Source organism: Kutzneria viridogrisea DSM 43870 (assembly GCF_000525635.1).
Lineage (GTDB): Bacteria > Actinomycetota > Actinomycetes > Mycobacteriales > Pseudonocardiaceae > Kutzneria > Kutzneria viridogrisea.
The window spans coordinates 6,176,996-6,199,677 of sequence record NZ_CP007155.1; the positions used below are offsets into that span (position 1 = coordinate 6,176,996).

A 22,682-nucleotide genomic window follows, 5' to 3' on the forward strand; every position below is an offset into this window, starting at 1 on the left:
TTGCCCGTATCAGGCTACGGTGTAGCATGATAGCCTTCCGGCCTCGCGAGAGGCGCCTTGACCAGGGGCGCGGGGACCATGAGCAACGAATTGCAGCACCTAGTCGACGCACTCGCCCGGCGGCTGGGGCGGCCGGTCGCCGTCGACGACAGCGCGTTCCGGCTGCTCGCCTACAGCTCGCAGAGCGGGGAGGTCGACGAACTGCGGAAGGCGGTCGTCCTCACGCGAGAGGTCCCGCCGGAGGGCGTCGCCTGGCTCCGCGGCTACGAGCTGTCCAAGGCCACCCGTCCGGTGCGGCTGCCCGCCAATCCGGAACTGCGTGCCTACCCCCGGATCGCGATTCCGGTGCGCTGTCGGGGAATGCACTTCGGCTGCCTGTGGCTCATCGAGCAGGATCGGGCGGTCGGCGACCCCGACCTGGCCGTCGCCTCGTCCTTCGCGGACCAGGCCGGCGAAATCCTGTTCCGGGAACGGGTTTTGTCTGACCAGCAGAGCGCGCGCAGCGGTGAGCTGTTGCGTGACCTCATTTCCGACGAACCCGAGACGCGCAGGTCCGCCGCGGCCCGCCTGACCGAGAGCGGCCTGTTCGCCGCCCGCGGGGCCGCCGTGTGCATCGTGGTGGTCGCGGTGCCCGCGGACGGCGCGGACCTCGACGAGGACGATCGGCTGGCATTGTCGGTGTCGCTGGACCGGGCGGCCCAGTTGTTGCCAGCGCGGGAATGCCTCCGCATGGTGCGGCCCACCCACGGAGTGCTCGTCACCACCGAACCGGCCCTGCGCCGCTGCCCGGACCTCCCGATGGCGGTGTACGGCACGGCATCCCGGCTGTTCGGCCGGGCGGGCAAGGGGCACAGCGTCGTCGTGGGAGTGGGGCCGCCCGCGCCCGCGCTTGCGGATGTGGTGTCCTCGTACCGGGGTGCGGCGCAGGCGGCGCAGGTCGCCGATGCCGTGCCGTTCTTCCGGCCGGTAGCGGAGTTCGGCAAGCTCGGGGTCTACGGGCTGCTCGTCGGCCTTGCGCCCGACCGGCTCCCGGGCCAGCTGGACTCGATGGTGAGCCGGCTGCTGAAGGCCGACCCCGTCCTGTTCGCCACCGCGGAACTGTTCCTCGACCGCGCCGGCGACGTCCGCACGGTGGCGGAGGTCCTTTCCGTGCACCGGGCGAGCATCTACCAGCGGCTGCGGCGGATCGAACAGGTCGCCAGCGTGGACCTCGCGGACGGGGAACAACGCCTGGCACTGCATCTCGGGATCAAGGTCGCCCGGATGCGGCGCCTGGTCTGAGCGGCTCAGCCCATCACCGTGCCCGAGGTCGCGGTGTTGCGGCTGCGCTTGCGGGAGAACGCACCCAGGTCGATCTCCAGTCCGGTGCGCGGCGCGCGCAACCGCACCGGCGACGCGTCGTGGTCGGCGCCGTTCTCGACCCGGCCGATGAGTTCCGCCATGAGCTGCCCGACGACCGGCGCGTTCTTGAACTGGTTGCCGCTGGTTCCGATCGCGACGTAGAAGCCGCCGAGTTCGGTGCGGTCGTAGATCGGGCTCCAGTCCTCGGCCACGTCGTAGACGCCCACGACCCCGCGCGCCCGGTTCGGCACCGCCAGCTCCGGCAGCCGCCGCGCCGCCCGCGTCACCTGGGCCTCGAACACCGCGGTCGTCGGATGGATGTCGACGGTGTCCGGGTCGTCGATCCACGGCAGCGGATCGCATTCCGGTTCCGTTCCGCCGACGAGCAGATCCCCGCCGACCTCACCGCGGAAGTAGGTGCCCAGGTCCATGTCCGCCACCGCGGGTCCGCGGTAGCCCGCCGCAACCGGCACGTGCGCGACCTCCTGCCGCATCGGGCGCACGCCGATGGTGAAGTCGGAACCCACGCCCGCCAGCCGGTTCACCGCGCCGGACCACGGACCGGCCGCGTTCACGACCACATCGCACGGGATCCGGCTGCCGTCCGACAACCGCACCGCCACCACCCGTCCCCCCGCCTCCTCCACCGACCTCACGGTGCTGCGAAACCGGAACTCCGCACCGTGAGCGGATGCCGCGGCCGCCAGGTTGACGGCGGCGAGGGCCGGGTCCGAGACGTAGCCCGCATCCGGTGTGTACACGCCGCCGAGCGAGTGTTGCGCATCCTTCCAGAAACCGTCCTCGTCAAGACGTTTCGGCGGCCAGTAGCGGCCGGTGTCGATACCCGGGATCCGCTCCGCCAGCGTCGCACTGTCCCATTCCTCGTAGGGCACGCCGATCTTGTCGAACAACGGGAGCCACGACGCGCGGGGAGCCGCGTCGACGTCCAGCATGACGAGGCCGCACTTCCGGAACGTGGCGAGGTCGCCGACCTCGTGCCCGAGGTGGCCTGCCCAGTCGAGCCAGTCGAAGTGCGCCTCCCACGCCATCGCCACTCCGGCGGTGGTCGAGAAGTTGAACCGCACCACCGCACTCGAGGCCGACGTCGACCCTTGCCCCGGTCCCGGCGCCCGCTCGAGCACGATCACCCGGTGCCCCGCCCGCGCGAGTTCGAGCGCGATCGACGAACCGATCACCCCAGCCCCGATCACGACCATGTCCGTACTCATGCTGTGTCCTCTCGCCGAACCGATTCCCGTGGCCTGCTCCAGTTTCTGGGCCATCCCCGGGCGAACGCAGTCGACTGGAGTCGAAGATTCTCCCCAGCCGGGACGACACCTGTGGCGCCGACGGACAACCTGACCGGCTCGCCATCACCACCGCGGGTGGGCTGTATCAGTGTTCGGGGCCCGCCCGCCTCGGCAGGGTGGGCGCGGCGAGGGCGCGTAGATCGTCGAAGGCCTGGGAGAGATGCGCGTCCAAACTCTGCGCGGGGTCGTCGATCCAGGCTTGGACCGCGTGCTGATAGGCGGCCCAGCCGGTCCGGGCGGCCAGGCCGGCGGGCCCGTCACCGACACCGCGCTGCCGCAGCGCCTCCGCCACGGCATCGGTGAGCGACGCGTGCTTGGCCAACTCGCGTTCGCGCAGCGCCGGTGTCTTGGCGATGATTTTCCACCGTGGTTCGGAGAACGGACGGTTGTTCTGCAGGTTTTTCGCGGATTTCCGGAAGGCGCGCAGCAGTACTTCGAACGGCTCGAGCCCGTCGGGGGCTTCGGCCACCGACTGCATCAGAGCAGCGCGTAGGTCGGCTTCGCCGTCGAAGAGCACCTCGCGCTTGTCCGGGAAGTGCCGGAAGAAGGTGCGCTCGTTGACCCCGGCCCGGGCGGCGATCTCCGCCGCCGTGGTCTGGTCGAACCCCCGTTCCTGATACAGCTCCAGGGCCGCCTGTTGAAGGCGGCGACGCGCTTCCGCTCCGCTCCGTGGCACGCCCCGAGCCTACCGCTTTGCGCCAGTGACTGACACCACATTGCGCCAGCGACTGGCGCTACGCGTAGAGTCAGTGACTGGCGCTACGTAGCGCCAGTCACTGGCGTTAACCGGGAGAGTGTGTTCATGCATGTCTTTGTCACCGGTGGCACCGGCCAGACCGGCCCCACTGTCGTCGCCGAACTCCTCGCGGCCGGCCACACCGTCACCGGCCTGGCCCGCTCGGAAGCCGCCGCCGCTCGGCTGGAGTCGCTGGGCGCCACACCACACCGCGGCTCCTTGGACGACCTCGACAGCCTGCGCGGCGGCGCCGAAGCCGCTGACGGCGTCCTGCACATGGCATACGGCGGCGACTACGCCGATCCGGACGACCTCATCCGCCGCGACCGCGCCGCGATCGAGGCGCTTGGTCACGCACTGACCGGGTCCGGCAAGCCATTGGTCAGCACGTCGGGCACGTTGGTGACCAGGGCTGGCCGGGTCAGCACCGAGCAGGACGCGCCGGATCCCGATTCGGTCGCTGCCTTTCGTATCGCGGGCGAGCAGGCCTGTCTGGGCTTCGCCGATCTGGGGGTCCGATCCAGCGTCGTGCGACTCGCGCCGACCGTGCACGGCCCGGGTGATTACGGGTTCGTTCCGGCTCTCATCGCGGCCGCGCGCAGGGCGGGCGTCTCGGCCTACATCGGTGACGGCGCCAATCGTTGGCCAGCGGTCCATCGCGCCGATGCCGCCCGCCTCTTCCGGTTGGCGTTGGAGAAGGCTCCCGCCGGCAGCGTGCTGCACGGCGTCGGCGAAAGCACCATCACGATCAAGAGCATCGCCGAACAGATCGCGCGGATCCTCGACATCCCCACCATCTCGCTGACCCTCGAGCAGGCCTCCGAGCATCTCAGGAACCCGTTCCTGGCCAGGTTCTTCTCCCTCGACGTGCCCGTCTCCAGCGAGCACACCCGGGCGCTGCTGGGCTGGACGCCGGAGCACGCAACCTTGCTCGAGGACCTCAAGACCGGCGACTACTTCACTCCGGAGGCCAGCATCCGCGCCGAGGAGATCTGGTTGCCCCGCCACGGCTCGCACCAGCACAGCCAACGCTGACGGGCACACCCGAAGACACCAACCCAGGAGAGAAGGTCAGCCATGCCCATCGACGACCTACGTCCCACCATCGACTGGGGCAAGTACCAGACACTCACACTCGAGCGGCGCGACAACGGGATCCTGCTCATCACGATCGCCGCGCCCGACGGATACCCAGCCCCCACCCTCACCCGCCGCCACACCGAAATCAGTTACATCTGACGCGATTTCGCCGACGACCCAGAGTTGCGCGTCGCGGTCATCACCGGCACGGGTGAGCGGTTCTGGACGGTCGAAGGCAACGACGGCATCGACGAGATGCTCGCCAACCCCGGCAACTACGACAACACCGTCAATCTCATTCGCGAGGGCCTGGCCAACACGCACGGCATCGTCAACTGCGACAAGCCGATCGTCTCCGCCATCAACGGCGAGGCCATGGGATCGGGGCTCGCGACCGGCCTGCTCGCCGACATCAGCGTCGCCTCGACCGACGCGCGCCTGATCGACGGGCACCTCCTGCAAGGCATCGCCGCGGGAGATCACTCCGTGATGATCTGGCCCCTGCTGTGCGGCCTGGCCAAGGCCAAGCTCTACCTGCTCGCCTCAGAAGACCTCACCGGCGAGGTGGCCGAGCGAATCGGCCTGGTGAGCCTCGCGGTCCCGCCCAGCGAGGTGCTCGACACCGCACTCGGCATCGCCGAACGCATGGCTACCGGCCCGCAACACGCTTTGCGCTGGACCAAACGCTCGCTCAACCACTGGCTACGGACCGCGACCCCCGCCTTCGAAGCCTCACTCGGGTTCGAGGCGATGAGCTTCTTCGGGCCGGACCTCGTGGAGGCGCTCACCGCCCAAGTCGAGCACCGCCCACCGAATTTCGCCGAACCGCTGCCCTGGTAACAACCGCGCGGCGGCCGTCCTGGTCCGAGAGCGGGCCGCCCAGCACAGTTCCTCAGGGCACCCATGCGGCGCGTCGAGCGTTCTCGACGCGCCGCTCTGTCACCCGCGATCCGTGCCGCCGATAAGGTGGCCATCCTGCCCGAGGTCAGCCGCATTCCCCTGTCAGCCAGGGCATCGAGCGCTGACCGCTGAGTCTTGGGCAGAGTGAGCCCCACCTCAGGGTGTGCGTGCAGTTGAGGTCGCAACGCCACCGTCTCCGCTGGCAGTTCCTCGGCGTCGGTGAGCAATTCGCGGTTCGACGGCTGGACAGTCATCTGGTCACTCCAGTCCTGGTTTCGCGGAGCGCCGCCGAGGCAGCGATGGCGAAGACGGGCAAGAAGGCGAGTACGACGAGTGCTCCGCGTGGGCCGTACTGGTCGGCGATGAGGCCGAGCGGGGGCATGAACAGGCCGCCCGCGCTGACGGCCAGGCCGAACGTGACTCCGGCCGCGGTGGCGGGGCGGGTCGGCAGGTAGTCCTGGCCGAGTTTCACCAGGACCGCGAACGGCAGCCCGGTCATGACCCCCACGAGCAGTACCAGTGGGAGCGCGAGGAAGCGGTTGTCGCAGAGCAACAGTGCGATCAGGGCGGGCAGAAGCAGCACGTTGCCGAGTTGGACGGCGCGGACGAGTCCCACCCGGTCGCCGATCCGACCGCCGAGCAGCGTCCCGAGCACGCCCCCGGCGAGGTCAAGGGTGAGCGCGAGGCCGCCCAGGGCGCTGGAGGCTCCGAGGTGGCTCATCCAGTACAGGGACACGAAGGTGGTCACACCGACCGACACGGTGGAGCGGATGACCTCCACGCAGGTCAGGACCGCGAACAGGCCCATGCGGTCGGCACCGGCCCGCGTCGGGGCGGCCGTCGGTGGGGCGAGGCAACGCCGTTGGTGGCGGAACAGGACGAACCCCATGAGGACAGCGGGCGGGATGAACAGCGCGGTCGCGCCGAGACCGAGTCCGTCGAGCGCTGGGGTCACCAGGGCCGGAGCGAGGAAGGCTCCGATGCTGCCACCGGCGGCGAACCAGCTCATGGCGGAGGCGCTGCCTGCCGAGGCGGTGCGGGCGGCCCGACCGGCGGGCGGGTGGAACAGGGCGACGCCGAGCCCGGAGAGCACCAGCGCGAGGAAGATCAGCGGGTAGGACGGGAGCAGACCGGCCAGTCCCGCACCGATCCCGGCGAGGGCCACACCGAGCGGCGCGATCCAGGGCAGGTGGTGCCGGTCCACCAGCAGCCCGATGCCGAACTGCGGCAGGGCGCTGCCAACGGTCGCGGCGAGGACCAGTCCGGAGGCATCGGCGTAGCTGATGTGCCGTTCGAGGACGAAGTAGGGCACTGCTGCGGGAACCAGTCCCTGGAAGAAGTCGTCGACCGCGTGCGCGCTGGCCCAGATCCTCATGCGCCGCCAGGGCGACTCCCGTACCTGTGTCATGCCCACACGATGGCGCCCCGCGAACAGGGTGCGCTTCCGATAATCTGACTCCTTGTGTCGCAAATCCGCCACCAGCCGATCGCGCCGACCCAGACCGAGTCGCACCCAGCCGGTGACGTCATCCCCCGGCACCGGCACGACGATCACCAGCTCGTCTACGTGAGCGCTGGGGTACTGGCGATCAAGACCGAGCAGGGCGACTGGGTCGCCTCACCCCACCGCGCCGCCTGGATCCCCGCCGGGACCTGGCACGAGCACCGCTTCTACGGGCAGAGCGAGGTGCACACGGTCGGCTTCCCGGTACGGGAACTGCCGCAGGCCGACCCCGCCCCCGCCGTGCTCGCCGTCGACGGACTGCTGCGCGAACTGCTGGTCGCGTGCACCGATCCCGCCCTCAGCGCGGGCGAGCGACGAAGAATCCGAGCAGTACTCAAGGAGCGTCTGCACCACGCGGCCGTACAACCCCTGTCGCTGCCTGCCGCGCAGGACCCCAGGCTGGCCAGGGCCTGCCAACTCGTCGTGGACGACCTGCGCCGACCCCGGTCCCTGCCCTGGCTCGCCCGGCAGGTCGCCGCAAGCGAACGGACCCTGACCAGGCTCTTCCGCACCGAGTTCGGCACGACCTATCCCCAGTGGCGGACCAGCGTGCGCATGTTCCACGCGATGGTCCAGCTCGCCGAGGGCGCGACCGTCACCGAGACCGCGCACCGCTGCGGATGGGCCACGACCAGTGCGTTCGTCGACACGTTCTCCCGCACCATGGGGCAGACCCCCGGCGCGTACCGGTCGGCCGCGATCCCCTAGCCAGGCCATGGTGCTGGCCTTATGAGCTGGGGCCGGCGGTACGCCGGGGCGTTGGCGTGGCGGACCTGTGGCAGTGCGACGACCACCAATTCCACAAGGAATCAACAGCACATCCCGATTGGCGCACCGGTCTTTCGCTGGATCTCGCTCACCGGGACACCGGGCGCGCGGTCGACGAGTCGCAGTCCCGCCGGGGTGACGTCCAGCACGGCGAGGTCGGTGACAATCCTGTCCACCACACCGGCGCCGGTCAGCGGCAGGGTGCAGCGTTCCACGATCTTGGGACTGCCGTCCTTGGCCACGTGGTCGGTGACCACCACGATCCGTCTGGTGCCGGACACCAGATCCATCGCGCCACCCATGCCCTTGACCAGAGCACCGGGAACCATCCAGTTCGCCAGGTCACCGTTGGCGGCGACCTGGAGGGCACCGAGCACGGCGACGTCGATGTGGCCACCGCGAATCATGGCGAAGGACGCGGCCGAGTCGAAGAAGCTGGCACCGGGCACCACGGTGACGGTCTGCTTGCCCGCGTTGATCAGGTCGGCGTCCTCGTCACCGTCGAACGGAAAAGGTCCCAGTCCCAGGATCCCGTTCTCGCTCTGCAGCGTGACCCGGACGCCGGCGGGCATGTGGTTGGCAACCAGCGTGGGGATGCCAATCCCCAGGTTCACGTAATCGCCATCGCGTAGCTCACGAGCCGCGACGGCGGCCATCTCCTCCCGTGTCCAAGCCATGGTCAGACCTCCAGCTTCGGTCGCACGGTGTGCTGCTCGATCTCCTTGACCCGGGGTCGCGCGGCGACGACCCGATCGACGTAGACGCCGGGCGTGGCGACGTGGTCGGGCGGGAGGTAGCCGTCGACCACAATCTCCGCCTCCACCACACTGATCCGCCCGCACGTCGCGACGAGCGGGTTGAAGTTGCGGGCGGCGTACCGATAGGTCAAATTGCCTGCCTGGTCGGCCGTGTGGGCATGTACCAGCGCGAGGTCGGCGACGATACCGCGCTCCTGTACGTACGTCGTGCCGTCGAACTCGGCGTGCGGCTTGCCCACGGCGACCGGTGTGCCGACACCGGTGCGGGTGTAGAAGGCGGGAATGCCGGCGCCACCGGCGCGCATCCGCTCGGCGAGCGTGCCCTGAGGCACGAACTCCACCTCCAGCACCCCGTCGAGGTACTGCTGGGCGAACAGCTTGTTCTCCCCCACGTACGACGCCACTACTCGGCGCACCTGGCCGTTGCCCAGCAGCAGGCCCAATCCCTTGCCGTCGACCCCCATGTTGTTGGACACGATCGTCAGGTCCCGCACTCCGGAATCGCGAACGGCCTCGATGAGATCGCTCGGATTGCCGCTCAACCCGAATCCGCCAACAGCGACGATCATGCCGTCCGCGAGCAGGTCGCCCAGCGCCTCGGCAGCGCTGCCGAACATCCTGACCACAGGTACTCCTTCCGAGGACGTCCGTTGGTCGAACACCGCGAAGTCAACGAGTGCAGAGCTAGGCTGGTCAAGCACAATGGCTTCGCTGGCCTCGAAGCTCTCGGACGACGAACGACCAGCCAGCAGTCGTTCACTGAGTGGACAGGGGTCGCAGGTGTCTGCCCCAGACAACGTCTCCGGACGCATCGCCGCCCTGCTGCGAGCGTTGTCGCGCTCGCCGGAGTCCGGTGCCTCCACGTCGAGCCTCGCCCGTGCGACCTCGCTCGCCCGCCCGACGGCGCACCGGCTGCTCACAGCCCTGGCCGAGGAGGGCTACGTCGACCGTGACCGACACAGCGGCGCATGGTTCCTCGGTCCGGAGCTCTACCTGCTGGGCGAGGTCGCCGCACGGCGCTACGACGTCACCCCGCAGGCCCGCTCCAGCGTGCAAAGGCTGGCCGCGGCAACCGGGGAGAGCGCCTTCTTCTCCGCCCGTCGGGGTGACGAGACGGTGTGCCTGCTGCGTGAGGACGGCGACTTCCCCATCCGGTCGTTCGTGCTCCACAAAGGCGCGCGTTTCCCGCTCGGTGTGGTCTCGGCGGGGCTGGTCGTGCTGGCGATGCTGCCGGACCGTGAGGTGACCAGCTACTTGCAGCGCACGGACCTCACCGCGCGCTGGGGCCCTGCTCATGCACCGGGCGCCGTCCGGGAACGCATCGCCCGCACCCGAGAACTCGGCTACGCCGTCAATCCCGGCCTTGTCGTCGAGGGAAGCTGGGGCATGGCGGCGGCGGTCTTCGACCGCTCGGGCTCCCCTGCCTGGGCACTGACCCTGACCGGTGTGGAGTCACGGTTCCGCGACGACCGCCGCACGGAGCTGGGCGCCCTGCTGCTGCAAGAAGCCCACGGCCTGACCCGCGCGCTCCAGGGTAGCTCCTGACCCTGACGGAAAGGCGCCGCGGTGTATGCGGACCAGAACGTACCGGCCGGCATGTCCGCAGCGGCAGGGGCGCGAATTCGTGGTCGGCCCACAGGGTCGCGGATGTGCGCTCCGGGTAGGGCTGTGCGGCTGGTTCGGTGCTGATCACCCAGGTCGTCCCGGCGTTGTCGTACTCGCCCCAGCCGGGATCCTGCCCGTGGGCGAAAGCGATCCATGCCTTGCCCATGGCCGCCGAGATCGCCACGATCTCGGGGGCAACTCGCCAGGGGGAGTGCGGCTCTGGCTCCCGCTCGCATGCATGGGAAATCCCCTTCCGAAGCTGGTTCTCGGCCACATGCCGAGACTGCTGCGGACCGCTCACCTGGGGCGCACACGGCGCTGCCACGGGGGCACACCGGCGCTGCCCTGATGTGAGGGCCGAGGGTGTGTAGGCGAAGGCCGAGGGATGGACGGGGGTGCGCGGCTGCGACAGGACTGCGACGTGGCGTGGACGGAACCTCGACACGGGCACCGCACAGTCGGCGTCATGAGGCAAGCTCAGCCAACCCAGGCCGCTCGGTCCACCAGTGGGCGCAAGCCACATCTGCCCGCGTTGGACGGGTTGCGAGGTGTCGCGATCCTCGGGGTGTTGCTGTTCCACACCGGCCACCTGTCGGGTGGTTTCCTCGGGGTGGACCTGTTCTTTGCCCTGTCCGGTTACCTCATCACCGATCTGCTGCTGCGGGAGATCGAGGTGACCGGCGCGGTGTCGCTGATCGCGTTCTGGGGTAGGCGGATCCGCCGGCTGTTGCCCGCGCTGGCGACCATGCTCGTCGGTGTCACCGTGCTGGTGTGGGCGGTGGGGGCGCCGGACATGGTGCGGACGACGCTCGCGGACGGCCCGTGGGTGCAGCTGAACCTGGTCAACTGGCACCTGCTCGCGGAGTCGGCCAGCTACTGGGACCGGTTCGGGCCAGCCCGGGTGTTCGAGCACCTGTGGAGCATCGCGGTCGAGGAACAGTTCTACCTGGTGTGGCCGGTGCTCTTGCTGATCATCGCCCGGTGTGGTCGGCAGGTGGATCGCCGGGTCATGGTGGCGGCGTCCCTGGCCTCGGCTGCCTCACTGGTGTTGATGATCATGCTCGTCAGCTCGGCGGACCCGACTCGGGTCTACACCGGCACCGACACCCGGGCGTTCTCGTTGTTGCTCGGCGCCCTGGTCGCTACCCGGACGGTGCGTGCCGTGCTGGCCCGTGCGGTCAGCCGATGGGCGGGCGCGGTGGTGGCGTTGTTGGCGGTCGGCATCGGCACGGCATGGTTGTTCGTCGACGGTGTGAATTCGTGGTGGCTGTTCACCGGCGGGCTCTTCGCGCACTCGCTGGCCGCGGCACTGTTGATCGGACTGTGTGTGCAGGCGCCGCACGTGTTGGTCGCCAAACTCCTTACCTGGCAGCCATTGCGGTGGCTGGGGCTGATCTCCTACAGCCTGTACCTGTGGCACTGGCCGGTGTTCGTGCTGCTCTCCCCGCAGCAGACCGGACTGGACGGGTGGCCCCGGACGGTGGCGGTGTTCGCCGTGTCGATCGGCCTGGCCACGCTGTCGAAGTACCTGGTCGAAGACCCGATCCGGTTCCGTGCCACGTGGGCCAGGGGGCGAAGTGGGGTGCTGGCCTCCGCAGCGGTGATGGTCGGGCTCGCGGTGCTGTGGCTGGCGCTGCCTACCCCGGCCCCGACTGCCATCGACATCACCAAGTTGGGCTGATCACCCGAGCAGAGGGCAGGTCCGCTGCTTGGCCAGCTCAGTCTGCACGACAAACAATTGAGGAGAAGGAATGTCCCGTACCAGCATCGGCGCGGTGACGGCGCTGCTGCTCGCCTCGTCCGGCGCCCTTGCCGCGCCGGCGGCCGCAGCGGAACCGTCTGCGGATCTGCGCCTGTTCTACGACCAACAGCCGACATGGGCGCCCTGTGACTTCGACGCGACGGTCGACTGCGCGTCAATCAGCGCCCCGCTGGACTACACCCGTCCCGAGGACAGGCGGATCACGATCGCGATCAGTCGGCAGCGGGCGTCCGATCCGGTGCACCGCCGTGGGGTGCTGCTGTCCAACCCCGGCGGCCCTGGCGGCTCGGGGCTCATGGACACGGACGCGGCGGGCAAGGTGCTGTCGTGGCCCAAGCAGCGGTTCGCCAGCACGCCGCTGAGCAAGTACTACGACCTGATCGGCTTCGACCCCCGAGGCGTCGGTCGATCCACGCAGCTCTCCTGCGAGCAACCGTCGATCTCGCGACCGATCGTCTCACGGCCGACGGCGGCCGACTTCGACGCCGATGTCGCGTGGGCGAAGGCGGCCGAGGAGGGCTGTCAACGTGCCAGCGGCGAGGTTCGTCCGTCCATCAACACCCGCAACACCGCCAGGGACATGGACCTCATCCGAGGCGCCCTGGGCGAAAGGACGATCAACTACGTTGGCTACTCGTACGGAACCTACCTCGGCGCGGTGTACGGCAGCATGTTCGCCAACCACCTCGACCGCAGCGTGCTCGACTCCTCGCTGCCACCGGATCCGAACTGGCGGCAGGTGGGCATGGCCAGCGCCCTCGCCAACCAGCAGAACGTCGAGTCATGGGCGGAGTGGGTCGGCGAGCGCAACAGCCGGTACGGATTGGGCAGGACCAAGGCCGACGTGCTCGCCACGGTCGAGACGACCTCCACGCGGCTGCCGAGCACACCGGAGAGCAACGGCTTCGGCCAGCAGACACTCTTCGACCAGACGATGGGCTTCCAGTCCACACTGCGCTCGGACTGGCCGGGGCTGGCCGAACTGGTCCGCAAGACCAGGGACACCGGCGTGTTCACCCCGCCCGCGCCGCCGACGGGGTCAGCACCGGGGACCTCGACGGTGTTCGGCTACATACCGGTGAACCAGACGATCCAGTGCGAGACCGACTGGCCGTCCGATCTGGACGTCTACCGGCGTGACACCGCCCTTTTCAGCCAGCGATACCCCTACGGTTGGGGCGCGACGACCGCCATGCCAGCGCCCTGCACTTTCCGGTCGTTCGCCCTACCGGAGAAGGCGACCCACATCGAGCGGACGAACTACCCGGTCGGGGTGGTGGTCCAGGCACAGGCTGATGTGCAGACTCCCTACGCCGGCGGGGCCGCGATGGCCGAGCGGCTCGGCGACCGGTTGATCACCGTGGCCGACGACGGCAACCACGGCCAGTACGCCAGGCGCGGCAACCCGTGCGTGGACAATGCCGTGAGCAGTTACCTGATCGACGGCGTGCTGCCAGCGCCAGGGCTGACCTGTGCCGGCCAGCCACGGCCCGACCTCCCGCCGGACAGCTCGGCAGGAAACGGAAAGTGAGGTATCGAGCGGTGCGGCAGGGGCGCCGTTCACCAGTACAGTGCCGTGCTGGGCTGATCACCTGATCAGGGGGCAGGTCCGCTGCTTGTCCGACTCCGGGGTGGGTTGGGTGAAGCGGACCTGCACCTTCATGTTCCTCGCCCCGCCGCCCTGCACATGGACCCCCAGCGCGGTACACACGATTTGGTCGATGCCCAGCGGGCTCATGTCGTGGATCGTCAATGGCACCAACAGTTGGATCACGCCGGGCGTGGTGGTCACCACGACCTGGGTCACCGCTTGGGACGCGATCTCCGTGTGCAGGTCCGAGTTACCGGGCCCGGTCAACAGCAGGGCCGCCGCCTCGGAGATCGCGCCCAGGTGACCAGTTGGCCGCAGCTGCGGCCGGAGTTGCTCGTGCGCGTCGACGAAGTACAACGTCACTCCGGGCGCCACGCCTGTCGGGGCCTCTCCCCCGGCGGTCACCCAGGAGGGCTGGACTCCGCAGCCCGCGAGCAGCAGAACCACTACCGCCAGCCAGATCCGCTTCACACGTCCTCCAGGTCTCGCGGCAGGCGCAGCACGAACCGGGCACCGCCGCCGCTGGAGTTGCCCGCGGTGAGGTCGCCGCCGTGCAGGCGGGCGTTCTCCAGCGCGATCGCCAGCCCGAGACCGCTGCCCGGGGTGCGGGTACGTGCGGAGTCGGCCTTGTAGAAGCGGTCGAACACGTGCGGCAAAACGTGCTCGGGCAGGCCCGGTCCGCTGTCGGTGACCTCGATCCACACCTGCTCGCGGGACGCCGAGATGTCCAAGCGCACCGGCGGTTCCCCATGCCGCAGCGCGTTGCCGACCAGGTTGGCCACGATGACGTCCAGCCTGCGCCGATCCAACCGCAGCAGGATCTCCTCCGGTGCCACCAGTTCGACCAGGTCCAGCCAGCCACGGGCACGCAGGCCGTCCCGCACGACGCCGACCACGTCGACCTCCTCCACCCGCAGGGAGGCGGTACCGGCGTCCAGGCGGGAGACCTCCATCAGGTCCTCGACGAGCCGGACGAGCCGGTGGGTTTCGATGATCGCCATCTGCGCGGACTCCCTGGCGTCCGCCTCCATCCCGTCGGCCGTGGTCGCCAGGACCTCCACCACCGCCGTGAGCGTGCTCAGCGGTGTGCGCAGCTCGTGGGAGACGTCGGCGGCGAACCTTCTGGCGTCGGCCTGCATCCGCTGCATCGCCACCATTGACGTCTGCACCGACTCGGCCATCTCGTTGAGGGTGACGGTCAGTTCGGCCAACTCGTCGGCGCCCTGGGGTGGTGTCCGCGCGTCGAGGTCGCCGGCGGCCAACCGGCGCGCGGTGTCGCGGAGCTCGCGCACCGGGCGCAGCACGCTGCCGGCGGCCAGCAGCGCCAGTAGCACCGCCAGCGGTACCGCCAGCGCGGCGGTGCTGACCGCGGACCCGGCAAGGCCGTCGATCTGCTGCTCGACATCGGTGAGGTCGCGCACGGTGTACACCTCGATGCCGGACGGGGTGCGCGTGCCGTCCGGTGCGGTGATCGTGATGGGCGTGCCGACCAGCAGCCACGGCCTGCCGTTCACGGTGATCCGCTGTGTGACGAGCTGGTTCTGGGTGTGCACGGCGGTGCGCAGCGCATCGGTGACCAAGCCGAGGTCAGCGCCGTCCACGGACCGTAGGTTCTGGTAGGTCACCAGCGTGTCCGTGCCGACGGCCGCGCGCAGCAGGTCGAGCGCGCCTTGGTCCGGCGGATAGGTCAGCTGCGGGGTGATCGCGCCGATCTGGCCGACGATGGTCTCGGTGAGCCGCTGCTGAGTCGAGGTGACCAGCGCGGTGCTCGCCGATCCGGCGCTCGACCAGGCCGCCGCGACGGCACCGAGCACGGTCACCAGTACGAAGGCGACCAACAGCCGGGCGCGCAGCCCCCGCGGCCACAGCCGCCTGCTCATACCGGTCCGAACCGGTAGCCGAACCCGCGCACGGTCTGCACGTACTCCGGGGTCGCCGGATTGGCTTCGATCTTCGCCCGCAGCCGTTGCACGCAGTTGTCGACCAGCCGGGAGTCACCGAGGTAGTCGTGCTCCCACACCTCCTCCAGCAGTTGCTGCCGGCTGAACACCCGGCCGGGAGCCCGGGACAGGGTCAGCAGCAGCCGCAGCTCGGTTGGCGTCAGTTGCACCGGTTTGCCGTGCAAGGACACCGTCAGCGCCGTGGTGTCGATGTGCAGGTCGCGGTGCGTTCGCACGCCGTCCGGGGTGCTCGTACTGCGGCGCAGCACCGCTCGGATCCGCGCGTCGAGCACGGTGGGCTGTGCCGGCTTGATGACGTAGTCGTCCGCGCCTGCTGCCAGGCCGCCGACGACGTCGAAGTCGTCGCCCCGCGCGGTCAGCATGATCACGGGCACCTCGCTGGCTGCCCGGATGCGGCGGCACACCTCGAATCCGTCGATGCCCGGCAGCATCAGGTCGAGCACCACCAGGTCTGGTGTGGCCGAGTGGAACTCACGCAGTCCGCCCTCGCCGGTGTCCGCGGTACGGACCTCGTGGCCGTGCCTGGACAGCGCGAGCTGGAGTCCGCGCCGGACCAGGGGGTCGTCCTCGATGAGCAGAATCGCCACCATGCGTCCAGTATGGACAATGCCGGGCGGGCTCAGTGGTCGCGGGGGGGTTCCTGCGACACAACCGCGACACGACGGCGGAGGCGCCGGGACACGGCGGCGGCACCGTTGAAGCCATGACCACGACACGAAACCTCGTCCTTGGCCTGGCCGGGCTGCTCCTGCTGACCGCCGCCTGTTCCGGCCAACCCGCCGCGACCGACGCGCCCGCGGGGGCGGCCAGCTCGGGACTGTCCAAGGTGCTTTTCCTCGGCGACTCCGTGGCGGCGGGCGAGGCGCTGCCCCTGGCCGCCGCGTTCAAGGCCAGTGGCGCCGGGTTCCAGTCGATCGCCGCCGACGGCGGCGGGAACGTCGTCGGACCGTTCTCGGAGGAGAACTGGAAGACGCTGCCCGAGCAGATCACCTCCGCCAAACCCACCGTGGTCGTCTACCAGCTCACCACCTACGACTGGGGCAGCCAGCAGGAACAGCGAGCCGCCTACGACAAGCTGCTGACCACGGTGACCGGAGCCGGCGCGAAACTGGTCTTCGTCACCGCACCCCCGATTACGCCCGACGAGTTCTACAAGCCGCACATGGCCGACCTGGACCGCACCCCCGAGGTCGCCCGAGCAGTCGCGGCGGGTTCCTCGGGTAAAGCCAGCGTGCTCGACGCCAGTGCGGTGTGGGGCAGCGCCTATCAGCAGGTCAAGGACGGCAAGGCCGACCGAAGCACCGACGGCATCCACACCTGCCCGCAGGGCGCCGCTCGCTTCACCAACTGGCTGCTCGCCGAGTTGGCGAAGCTGTTCCCCGGCTTCACCCCCGCAGCAGCGCAGTCCTGGGCCAATACCGGCTGGTCCTCGGACAACCACTTCAAGGGCTGCTGACAAGCGGGAGCTTGTGATTGGGCCGAAAATACCGGCCTGTCGCCCGGCGACGTCCTGAGTGGGCTGTCGCCGGGGGCTAGGGTCGCGCTTGTGGACATCAACCACCTGGACCAGAGCACCAAGGACGACCTGAAGCAGCGAAACCTGTTCCTACGGCAGCGCGGTACGCCCACGGTCGTGGAGATCCGTGTGGCCGACGGCAGTCCCTCCGGGTTTCTCATCGGCTGGGTCGAGCAGGTAGAAGATCCACTCATCCCAGGAACTCTCGCCTGGCGGGACCACGCTCGACGCGCCACGCTGCAGGCCGGCTACTGGCGCGGCCGAGTCGACGCCCCGTACGACGGGTCGGAGGGAATTGAGGCGGAGTCGATCGAGCAGGCCATCTCGGAGATACTCGACCGCGCTTCGTATGGGGACGTCCCGGCTGCCCATGAGCGGGCATCCGGCCGGGTGGAAACCTACACCGCCACGATCGGCGAGGAACAGGCAGAGTGGTTGGCCGACTGCGAGGAGCCGAAAGGCATGACCCACCGTGGCGGCGGCAGGATCGAACTCACCAATATCGCCGTCGCCTATCTTCGAGGCTCACCACGGAATACGCCGTACGTCGACGCCAACAACCAGTTCTACCTCGATCGGTGGGAGAACCCCTACCAGCTCACGCGCAAACGCGTCTGAGCGTCGCCTCCCACCGTCACAGAGCAGCAGGGCTCCGCCGCGGACGCCTCGCGCGAACTGCTACGCCGAGCGGTTCGCGCGCAGCGTCCGGGCGGAGTGCACTGACCAGATGCTGATCCACAACGAGCGGCACGCCGCCGCTGTCTGACAAAGTACGCCCGGCACTTCAACGACCACCGGTCAGACGACGGCCCAGCGCTGGTTGGCCGGGTCGGTGCAGGTGGCCACTACTCCCGTATCCAGCCCCTGGTGATGTTCGTGCCGCTGCCCACCTGGACGGACTTGTAGTTGCCCTGCCCCTTGCAGTTCCCGTACTCGTACTGCGCTCGTGCGGAGCCGCTCACGCCGCCCGCGTCGGTGGAGGTCGGTCCGCCGAAGACCACGTTGATCCACTGCAGTTGCGAGCAGGTCGGCGGGCTGCTGTAGTACTCGACGAAGCCTCCCTGGCTCGGCTTGAGGCTGCCGCTTCCCGAGGGGAGTGTCCAGCTACCGATATGAGTGGCCTTCCCGGTCACGGTATCGACCGCGTCGCCGGTCCACGTGGTGCCCGAGCGGCGCTTGACGGTGATCGCGTAGGTGTGGCCGTAGACGGCGTCGAACTCGTAGCCGCAACTCACGCCGGGACCGCCGTCGGCACCCGGGGAGCAGTTCGGGTCGGTAGTGGTGGTGCCGCCTTGGAAGCTGGAGAAGACTCCGCGCAGTCGTTCCCGACCGTTGAGGTTCGGCCGGGGCTGCAGGCCGGTGTAGCCGCCCTGTTCGACGTCGGCGAAGTCGAACTGCATGGCGAAGTAGGTGCCGTTGTCGTGAACGGTATCGGGGTTGACCGTGATGGGGAACGTGATGTTGGTCAGCCCGGCGGCGGGGGCGTTGGCGATCGACCAGCCCACGGACACGTTCCCGCCGTACACTTGTGCCGACGCGGTGCCGCTGGTTCCGAGGAACGCGGCACCGGCTAACAGGGTCACGCCGAGGCCGGTCGCCAGCCGTTGCGACCGTCGTGAAATAGACATGACTCATCCACCATTCATGAGGTGAAACGCAGGGTTGGGTGGCGCCAGGACCAGGCGGATCACCCGACTCGGCCCCAACCGTCGACAACCGCGACATGGGACCACAGGGGAGTCCGTAACCAACCTGGCAGCGCCGACACCGCGGCTTGCGGCCGCGTTTGGTCGATCCTCCTCCCGTCTGGGCGGGCCGGACACCCGCGAGCGGATCAACGTGCTCCACGTGATGACACCGCAAGACGCTAGGTGTCGCGCGCCGCACCCGTCAAGGAAAAACTGCTTTCAGATGATTGATCCATGCCAGTTCCAACCATCAGTGCGCAGCATGCATACGTGTTCGCGCACGGCTTCGAGCTGATCGTCGCGCGGCTACCCGGCTGACGTTGTGATCACGCGCGACGTCATCGTGTCGGTGTCGCGGCCGGGCAGGTATGGAGGCTGGGGCCGCGCGCCGCTTGTCAGTGACCACCGTGGACGGTCTGGGCGGGTTGACGGCGTAGTCGGTCTTGGCGAAGCTGCGCCGCTCTCCCTTGCGGCTGCGGTGAATCCGGGTGCGGTAGCTCAACCGGCTGCGCCGCCCGGCGTGCACGCAGACCAGGCCGGCGAGCGAGACTCGTCCGGATACCTTTCCTGACAACGTGATTATCGGTGTTTGTCGCGCTTGGCCGCGCGGTAAGCCGGGACCGCAGTGCGCCTCCGCCGCGTCCATAACGCTCACGGTCGCCCGCTTGCGTCGACCGTCATCGCATCCCGTCCGAAGCGTGCTGCGAGCACGAGCTGGTCGATGGCGCCGCCGCGCCACCTGGGTTTCTGTCCTCGCGTTCCGAGTCGAGGCCGCCTGCTGGCTGCTTCGTGGCGGGTGTTCATGCCGCCGGTGCGGGCGGGCATGAGGAGTGCGTTGGCGCTTCCAAATCGGGTACTCACGGGCCCGACCGATGGGACGACTCCTGACGCGTAGCTGACCGAAGGTGAAGCCGATGACCATCGTCAGGTCCCCGGCCGCGGTTGCCCGCACCGCCGCACGTCAGACCGCAAGCGCACAGACAGCGAAACCATGACAGGAGGACGACATGCGTGCCACCAACACACCGACGCCGGCGATTCCGGCTGTCCTGAACGATCCGATGACCAACCACGGGGTGGCCTTCAACCAGGCCGAGCGCGAGGCCCTGGGGCTGACCGGGCGCCTGCCCACCGCGGTACTGACGCTGGAGCAGCAGGCGCAGCGTGTCTACCAGCAGCTCCAGGAGCAGGGTGGCGATCTGGCCAAGAACGTCTACCTGGAGCAGCTGCACGACCGCAACGAGACGCTGTACTACCGGGTTCTCACCGACCACCTGGCCGAGTTGCTCCCCATCGTGTATGACCCGACCATCGGGGACGCGATTGAGCGGTACTCACATGAGTATCGCAGGCCGCGCGGCATCTTCCTGTCGATCGACGCACCGCAGGACATCGCGAAGGCGTTCGGCACGCTGCGGTTGGGGCCCGAGGACGTGGACCTGATCGTGTGCAGCGATGCGGAGGAGATCCTCGGCATCGGTGACTGGGGTGTGGGCGGCATCCAGATCGCGGTCGGCAAGCTGGCGATCTACACCGCCGCGGCCGGCATCGACCCCCGCCGGGTGATCGCGGTCTGCCTGGACGTCGGCACAGACAACGAGGGCCTGCTCAACGACCCGTTGTACCTGGGCAACCGACACGCGCGGGTCCGCGGTGCCGACTACGACGCCTTCATCAGGCAGTATCTGGAGACCACGTCCACCCTGTTCCCCCACGCGCTACTGCACTTCGAGGACTTCGGCCCCGGCAACGCACGCCGGATCCTGGAAACCTACGGCGCGGACTACCGAATCTTCAACGACGATGTCCAGGGCACTGGCGCGATCACCCTGGCCGCCGTGCTGTCCGCGGTCAGGGTCACCGGGATCCCGATGCGGGAGCAGAAGCTGCTGGTATTCGGTGCCGGGTCCGCGGGAGTGGGCATCGCCGACCAGATCCGCGACGCCATGGTCCGCGACGGAGCGACCCGCGAGCAGGCCACCGCACGGGTGTGGTTGGTGGACAAGCAGGGACTGCTCACCAGCGACATGACCGACCTGCGGGAATTCCAGCGACCGTATGCCCGCGACCCGGGCGAGGTCGCCGACTGGTCCAGCGGCGAGGTGATCTCGCTGCTGGACGCCGTCCGCCGCGTCGCGCCGACGATCCTGCTCGGCACCTCCACCGCGCACGGCGCGTTCGCCCAGGAGGTCGTCCAGGCTGTCAGTGAGGCCGTGCCCCGGCCCATCATCCTGCCGCTGTCCAACCCGACCTCGCGGATCGAGGCCATGCCCGCCGACGTGCTGGCCTGGTCCGGTGGAAGGGCGCTGGTGGCCACCGGCCTGCCGATCCCGCCGGTCGAGTACGCGGGCGTGACCTACCAGATCGGGCAGGCCAACAACGCGCTGGTGTATCCCGGCCTCGGCCTGGGCACCATCCTCGCTGGCGCCCGAACCGTCACCGGCGGCATGCTGATCGCCGCGGCCGAGGCAGTCGCCGGCCAGGTGGACCTCAGCACGCCAGGCGCATCGCTGTTGCCCCCGGTGGAGAACCTGCGCGCGTCCACGGCGATCACCGCGGTCGCCGTCGCCCAGGCCGCTGCCGCCGAGGGCGTCGCCGCCAGGCGGTTGGCCGACCCGGTCCAGGCCGTGCAGGACGCCATGTGGCAGCCGGTCTATCCCGAGGACGGTGCGTGATGAGCCGGTCGAAGGACGCACCACCGCAGGCTCCGCGGATCCTCGACCTGCCGGTCGGTCTCGCGCAGACCGGGACGCGGCGGGAAACCGACTCGATGGGCGCCATCGACGTCCCCGCCGACCGGTACTGGGGCGCGCAGACGCAGCGGTCCCTGATCCACTTCTCGATCGGCGACGACCGGATGCCCACGGCCGTGTACCACGCCTACGGGTACGTGAAGAAGGCCGCCGCGATCGTCAACGGCCGCGCCGGCCGGCTGCCCGCCTGGCAGGCCGCGCTGATCGAGCGGGTCAGCGAGGAGGTGATCAGCGGCAAGCTGGACGAGCACTTCCCGCTGTACGTGTGGCAGACAGGGTCTGGCACCCAGTCGAACATGAACACCAACGAAGTGATCAGCAACCGGGCCATCCAACTGGTCGGCGGCCGACTGGGCAGCAAGACCCCCATCCACCCCAACGACCACGTCAACATGGGCCAGTCGTCCAACGACACCTTCCCCACCGCCATGCACATCGCCGCCGTCCAGGCCGTCCACCGGCACCTGCTGCCCACCGTGCGGGCGCTGTCGCAGGCCATCGAGGCCAAGGCCCAGCAGTGGCGGGACGTGGTCAAGATCGGCCGGACCCACCTGGAGGACGCGGTTCCGCTGACCGTCGGGCAGGAATGGTCCGGCTACGCGACCCAACTGGCCCAGGCCACGGACCAGGTCATCACGTCCTCGGAACGCCTGTACGAGCTGGCCGTCGGCGGCACGGCGGTCGGCACCGGCCTGAACACTCCGCCTGGTTTCGGCGAGGAGGTGGCGGCCGAGATCGCCAAGGCCACCGGCTTCCCGTTCCGCGCTGCCGCGAACAAGTTCGCCGCGCAGGGCGGCCTGAACGCGATGGTCGGCGCCTCAGCCGGGCTGCGGGCGTTGGCGGTACCACTGATGAAGATCGCCAACGACATCCGATGGCTGGCATCTGGGCCCCGTTGTGGTCTGGGCGAGCTGGTCCTGCCCGCCAACGAGCCGGGCTCGTCGATCATGCCTGGCAAGGTGAACCCGACCCAGTGCGAGGCCATGGTGATGGTCTGCATCCAGGTGCTGGCCGAGGACGGCGCGATCGCGTTCGCCGGCTCACAGGGAAACTTCGAACTCAACGCCATGCGACCGGTCATCATCAGCAACTTCCTGCACTCGGCCACGATCCTGGCTGACGCGTGCGAGAAACTGCGCGAGTACTGCGTCGAGGGTATAGAGCTCAACCGCGAACAGATCGACGGCTATGTCAACCGGTCTCTGATGCTGGTCACGGCGTTGTCCCCGGTTATCGGCTATGACAAGGCTTCCGCGATCGCGCACAAGGCCCACGACGAAGGCCGTACGCTCCGCGAAGCCGCACTGGCCACCGGATACGTGACCGCGGCGGACTTCGACCGCATCGTCGACCCCACTGCAATGGTTGGTCGGTCCCCGGTGGCAACTACCTACCGCTGACCCCACCCG

Annotated in this window: 20 protein-coding genes and 1 pseudogene; 12 read left to right on the plus strand and 9 right to left on the minus strand. The window is 69.0% G+C overall.

Translation table 11 applies throughout. From position 1 onward, the window contains the following. Window positions 1–78: 78 nt before the first annotated feature. Window positions 79–1,281: a PucR family transcriptional regulator gene (locus tag KALB_RS27385; RefSeq protein ID WP_025358880.1), complete on the plus strand. Its 1,203-nt coding sequence runs from the start codon at window positions 79–81 to the stop codon at window positions 1,279–1,281. Window positions 1,282–1,286: 5 nt separating this feature from the next. Here KALB_RS27385 and KALB_RS27390 read toward each other — a convergent pair whose 3' ends face one another. Together KALB_RS27390 and KALB_RS27395 are read right to left on the minus strand one after the other, a co-directional pair. Then, window positions 1,287–2,570 carry an NAD(P)/FAD-dependent oxidoreductase gene (locus tag KALB_RS27390; RefSeq protein WP_025358881.1) on the minus strand — a complete coding sequence of 428 codons (1,284 nt, stop codon included), beginning with the start codon at window positions 2,568–2,570 and terminating at the stop codon, window positions 1,287–1,289. A gap of 166 nt (window positions 2,571–2,736) precedes the next feature. Continuing rightward, entirely contained in the window at window positions 2,737–3,327 is a 591-nt protein-coding gene (locus tag KALB_RS27395) for a TetR family transcriptional regulator (RefSeq protein WP_025358882.1), read from the minus strand. A gap of 126 nt (window positions 3,328–3,453) precedes the next feature. Between KALB_RS27395 and KALB_RS27400 the strand changes: the two genes are divergently transcribed. The 3 genes and pseudogenes from KALB_RS27400 to KALB_RS27405 all read left to right on the plus strand — a co-directional run. Continuing rightward, window positions 3,454–4,422 carry an SDR family oxidoreductase gene (locus KALB_RS27400; RefSeq protein WP_025358883.1) on the plus strand — a complete coding sequence of 323 codons (969 nt, stop codon included), beginning with the start codon at window positions 3,454–3,456 and terminating at the stop codon, window positions 4,420–4,422. A gap of 42 nt (window positions 4,423–4,464) precedes the next feature. Continuing rightward, window positions 4,465–4,626: a hypothetical protein gene (locus KALB_RS48730; RefSeq protein WP_201771824.1), complete on the plus strand. Its 162-nt coding sequence runs from the start codon at window positions 4,465–4,467 to the stop codon at window positions 4,624–4,626. A 15-nt stretch (window positions 4,627–4,641) separates the two neighbouring features. After that, window positions 4,642–5,307: pseudogene (locus tag KALB_RS27405) on the plus strand (enoyl-CoA hydratase-related protein); the annotation flags it as partial. Window positions 5,308–5,617: 310 nt separating this feature from the next. Here KALB_RS27405 and KALB_RS27410 read toward each other — a convergent pair. Continuing rightward, window positions 5,618–6,775, minus strand: a complete 1,158-nt coding sequence (locus KALB_RS27410) for an MFS transporter (protein ID WP_030107666.1) — start codon at window positions 6,773–6,775, stop codon at window positions 5,618–5,620. A gap of 54 nt (window positions 6,776–6,829) precedes the next feature. Here KALB_RS27410 and KALB_RS27415 point away from each other — a divergent pair, with 54 nt between their 5' ends. Next, window positions 6,830–7,579, plus strand: a complete 750-nt coding sequence (locus tag KALB_RS27415; RefSeq protein ID WP_025358885.1) for an AraC family transcriptional regulator — start codon at window positions 6,830–6,832, stop codon at window positions 7,577–7,579. A gap of 101 nt (window positions 7,580–7,680) precedes the next feature. On the opposite strand, the gene KALB_RS27420 is transcribed toward KALB_RS27415, so the two are convergent. Together KALB_RS27420 and KALB_RS27425 are read right to left on the minus strand one after the other, a co-directional pair. Further along, window positions 7,681–8,316 carry a CoA transferase subunit B gene (locus KALB_RS27420; RefSeq protein ID WP_025358886.1) on the minus strand — a complete coding sequence of 212 codons (636 nt, stop codon included), beginning with the start codon at window positions 8,314–8,316 and terminating at the stop codon, window positions 7,681–7,683. 2 nt (window positions 8,317–8,318) lie between these two features. After that, complete coding sequence (locus KALB_RS27425; protein WP_035966477.1) at window positions 8,319–9,014, minus strand: CoA transferase subunit A; 696 nt, start codon at window positions 9,012–9,014, stop codon at window positions 8,319–8,321. A 163-nt stretch (window positions 9,015–9,177) separates the two neighbouring features. Between KALB_RS27425 and KALB_RS27430 the strand changes: the two genes are divergently transcribed. The 3 genes from KALB_RS27430 to KALB_RS27440 all read left to right on the plus strand — a co-directional run bounded on the left by KALB_RS27430 (window position 9,178) and on the right by KALB_RS27440 (window position 13,295). Beyond that, window positions 9,178–9,942: an IclR family transcriptional regulator gene (locus KALB_RS27430; protein WP_025358888.1), complete on the plus strand. Its 765-nt coding sequence runs from the start codon at window positions 9,178–9,180 to the stop codon at window positions 9,940–9,942. A gap of 526 nt (window positions 9,943–10,468) precedes the next feature. Further along, complete coding sequence (locus KALB_RS27435) at window positions 10,469–11,683, plus strand: acyltransferase family protein (RefSeq protein WP_025358889.1); 1,215 nt, start codon at window positions 10,469–10,471, stop codon at window positions 11,681–11,683. A gap of 70 nt (window positions 11,684–11,753) precedes the next feature. Then, window positions 11,754–13,295, plus strand: a complete 1,542-nt coding sequence (locus tag KALB_RS27440; protein WP_025358890.1) for an alpha/beta fold hydrolase — start codon at window positions 11,754–11,756, stop codon at window positions 13,293–13,295. Window positions 13,296–13,352: 57 nt separating this feature from the next. Here the strand turns inward: KALB_RS27440 and KALB_RS27445 are convergent, their stop codons facing one another. Genes KALB_RS27445 through KALB_RS27455 form a run of 3 tightly spaced genes read right to left on the minus strand, consistent with a single transcriptional unit; the run spans window position 13,353 to window position 15,906 of the window. Then, on the minus strand, window positions 13,353–13,826 hold the full coding sequence (locus tag KALB_RS27445; RefSeq protein ID WP_025358891.1) for a hypothetical protein: 474 nt from the start codon (window positions 13,824–13,826) through the stop codon (window positions 13,353–13,355). Then, window positions 13,823–15,235, minus strand: coding sequence for a sensor histidine kinase (locus KALB_RS27450; RefSeq protein ID WP_025358892.1), 1,413 nt, complete (start codon window positions 15,233–15,235; stop codon window positions 13,823–13,825). The genes KALB_RS27445 and KALB_RS27450 overlap by 4 nt, the downstream gene beginning before the upstream one ends. After that, window positions 15,232–15,906 carry a response regulator transcription factor gene (locus KALB_RS27455; RefSeq protein WP_025358893.1) on the minus strand — a complete coding sequence of 225 codons (675 nt, stop codon included), beginning with the start codon at window positions 15,904–15,906 and terminating at the stop codon, window positions 15,232–15,234. Before KALB_RS27455 ends, KALB_RS27450 begins: the two co-directional genes overlap by 4 nt. Before the next feature lie 113 nt (window positions 15,907–16,019). On the opposite strand from KALB_RS27455, the gene KALB_RS27460 reads away from it, so the two are divergent. Beyond that, a complete protein-coding gene (locus KALB_RS27460) occupies window positions 16,020–16,772 on the plus strand; it encodes an SGNH/GDSL hydrolase family protein (RefSeq protein WP_025358894.1) in 753 nt (250 codons plus the stop codon). Between the two features lie 90 nt (window positions 16,773–16,862). Next, window positions 16,863–17,450 carry a hypothetical protein gene (locus KALB_RS47795; protein ID WP_025358895.1) on the plus strand — a complete coding sequence of 196 codons (588 nt, stop codon included), beginning with the start codon at window positions 16,863–16,865 and terminating at the stop codon, window positions 17,448–17,450. A gap of 227 nt (window positions 17,451–17,677) precedes the next feature. On the opposite strand, the gene KALB_RS27470 is transcribed toward KALB_RS47795, so the two are convergent. Next, window positions 17,678–18,460, minus strand: a complete 783-nt coding sequence (locus KALB_RS27470) for a hypothetical protein (RefSeq protein ID WP_148309686.1) — start codon at window positions 18,458–18,460, stop codon at window positions 17,678–17,680. 1,067 nt (window positions 18,461–19,527) lie between these two features. Between KALB_RS27470 and KALB_RS27475 the strand changes: the two genes are divergently transcribed. Next, on the plus strand, window positions 19,528–21,195 hold the full coding sequence (locus KALB_RS27475; RefSeq protein ID WP_025358897.1) for an NAD-dependent malic enzyme: 1,668 nt from the start codon (window positions 19,528–19,530) through the stop codon (window positions 21,193–21,195). Continuing rightward, window positions 21,195–22,673: a class II fumarate hydratase gene (gene fumC / locus KALB_RS27480; RefSeq protein WP_025358898.1), complete on the plus strand. Its 1,479-nt coding sequence runs from the start codon at window positions 21,195–21,197 to the stop codon at window positions 22,671–22,673. Before KALB_RS27475 ends, fumC begins: the two co-directional genes overlap by 1 nt. The last annotated feature ends 9 nt before the right edge of the window (window positions 22,674–22,682 follow it).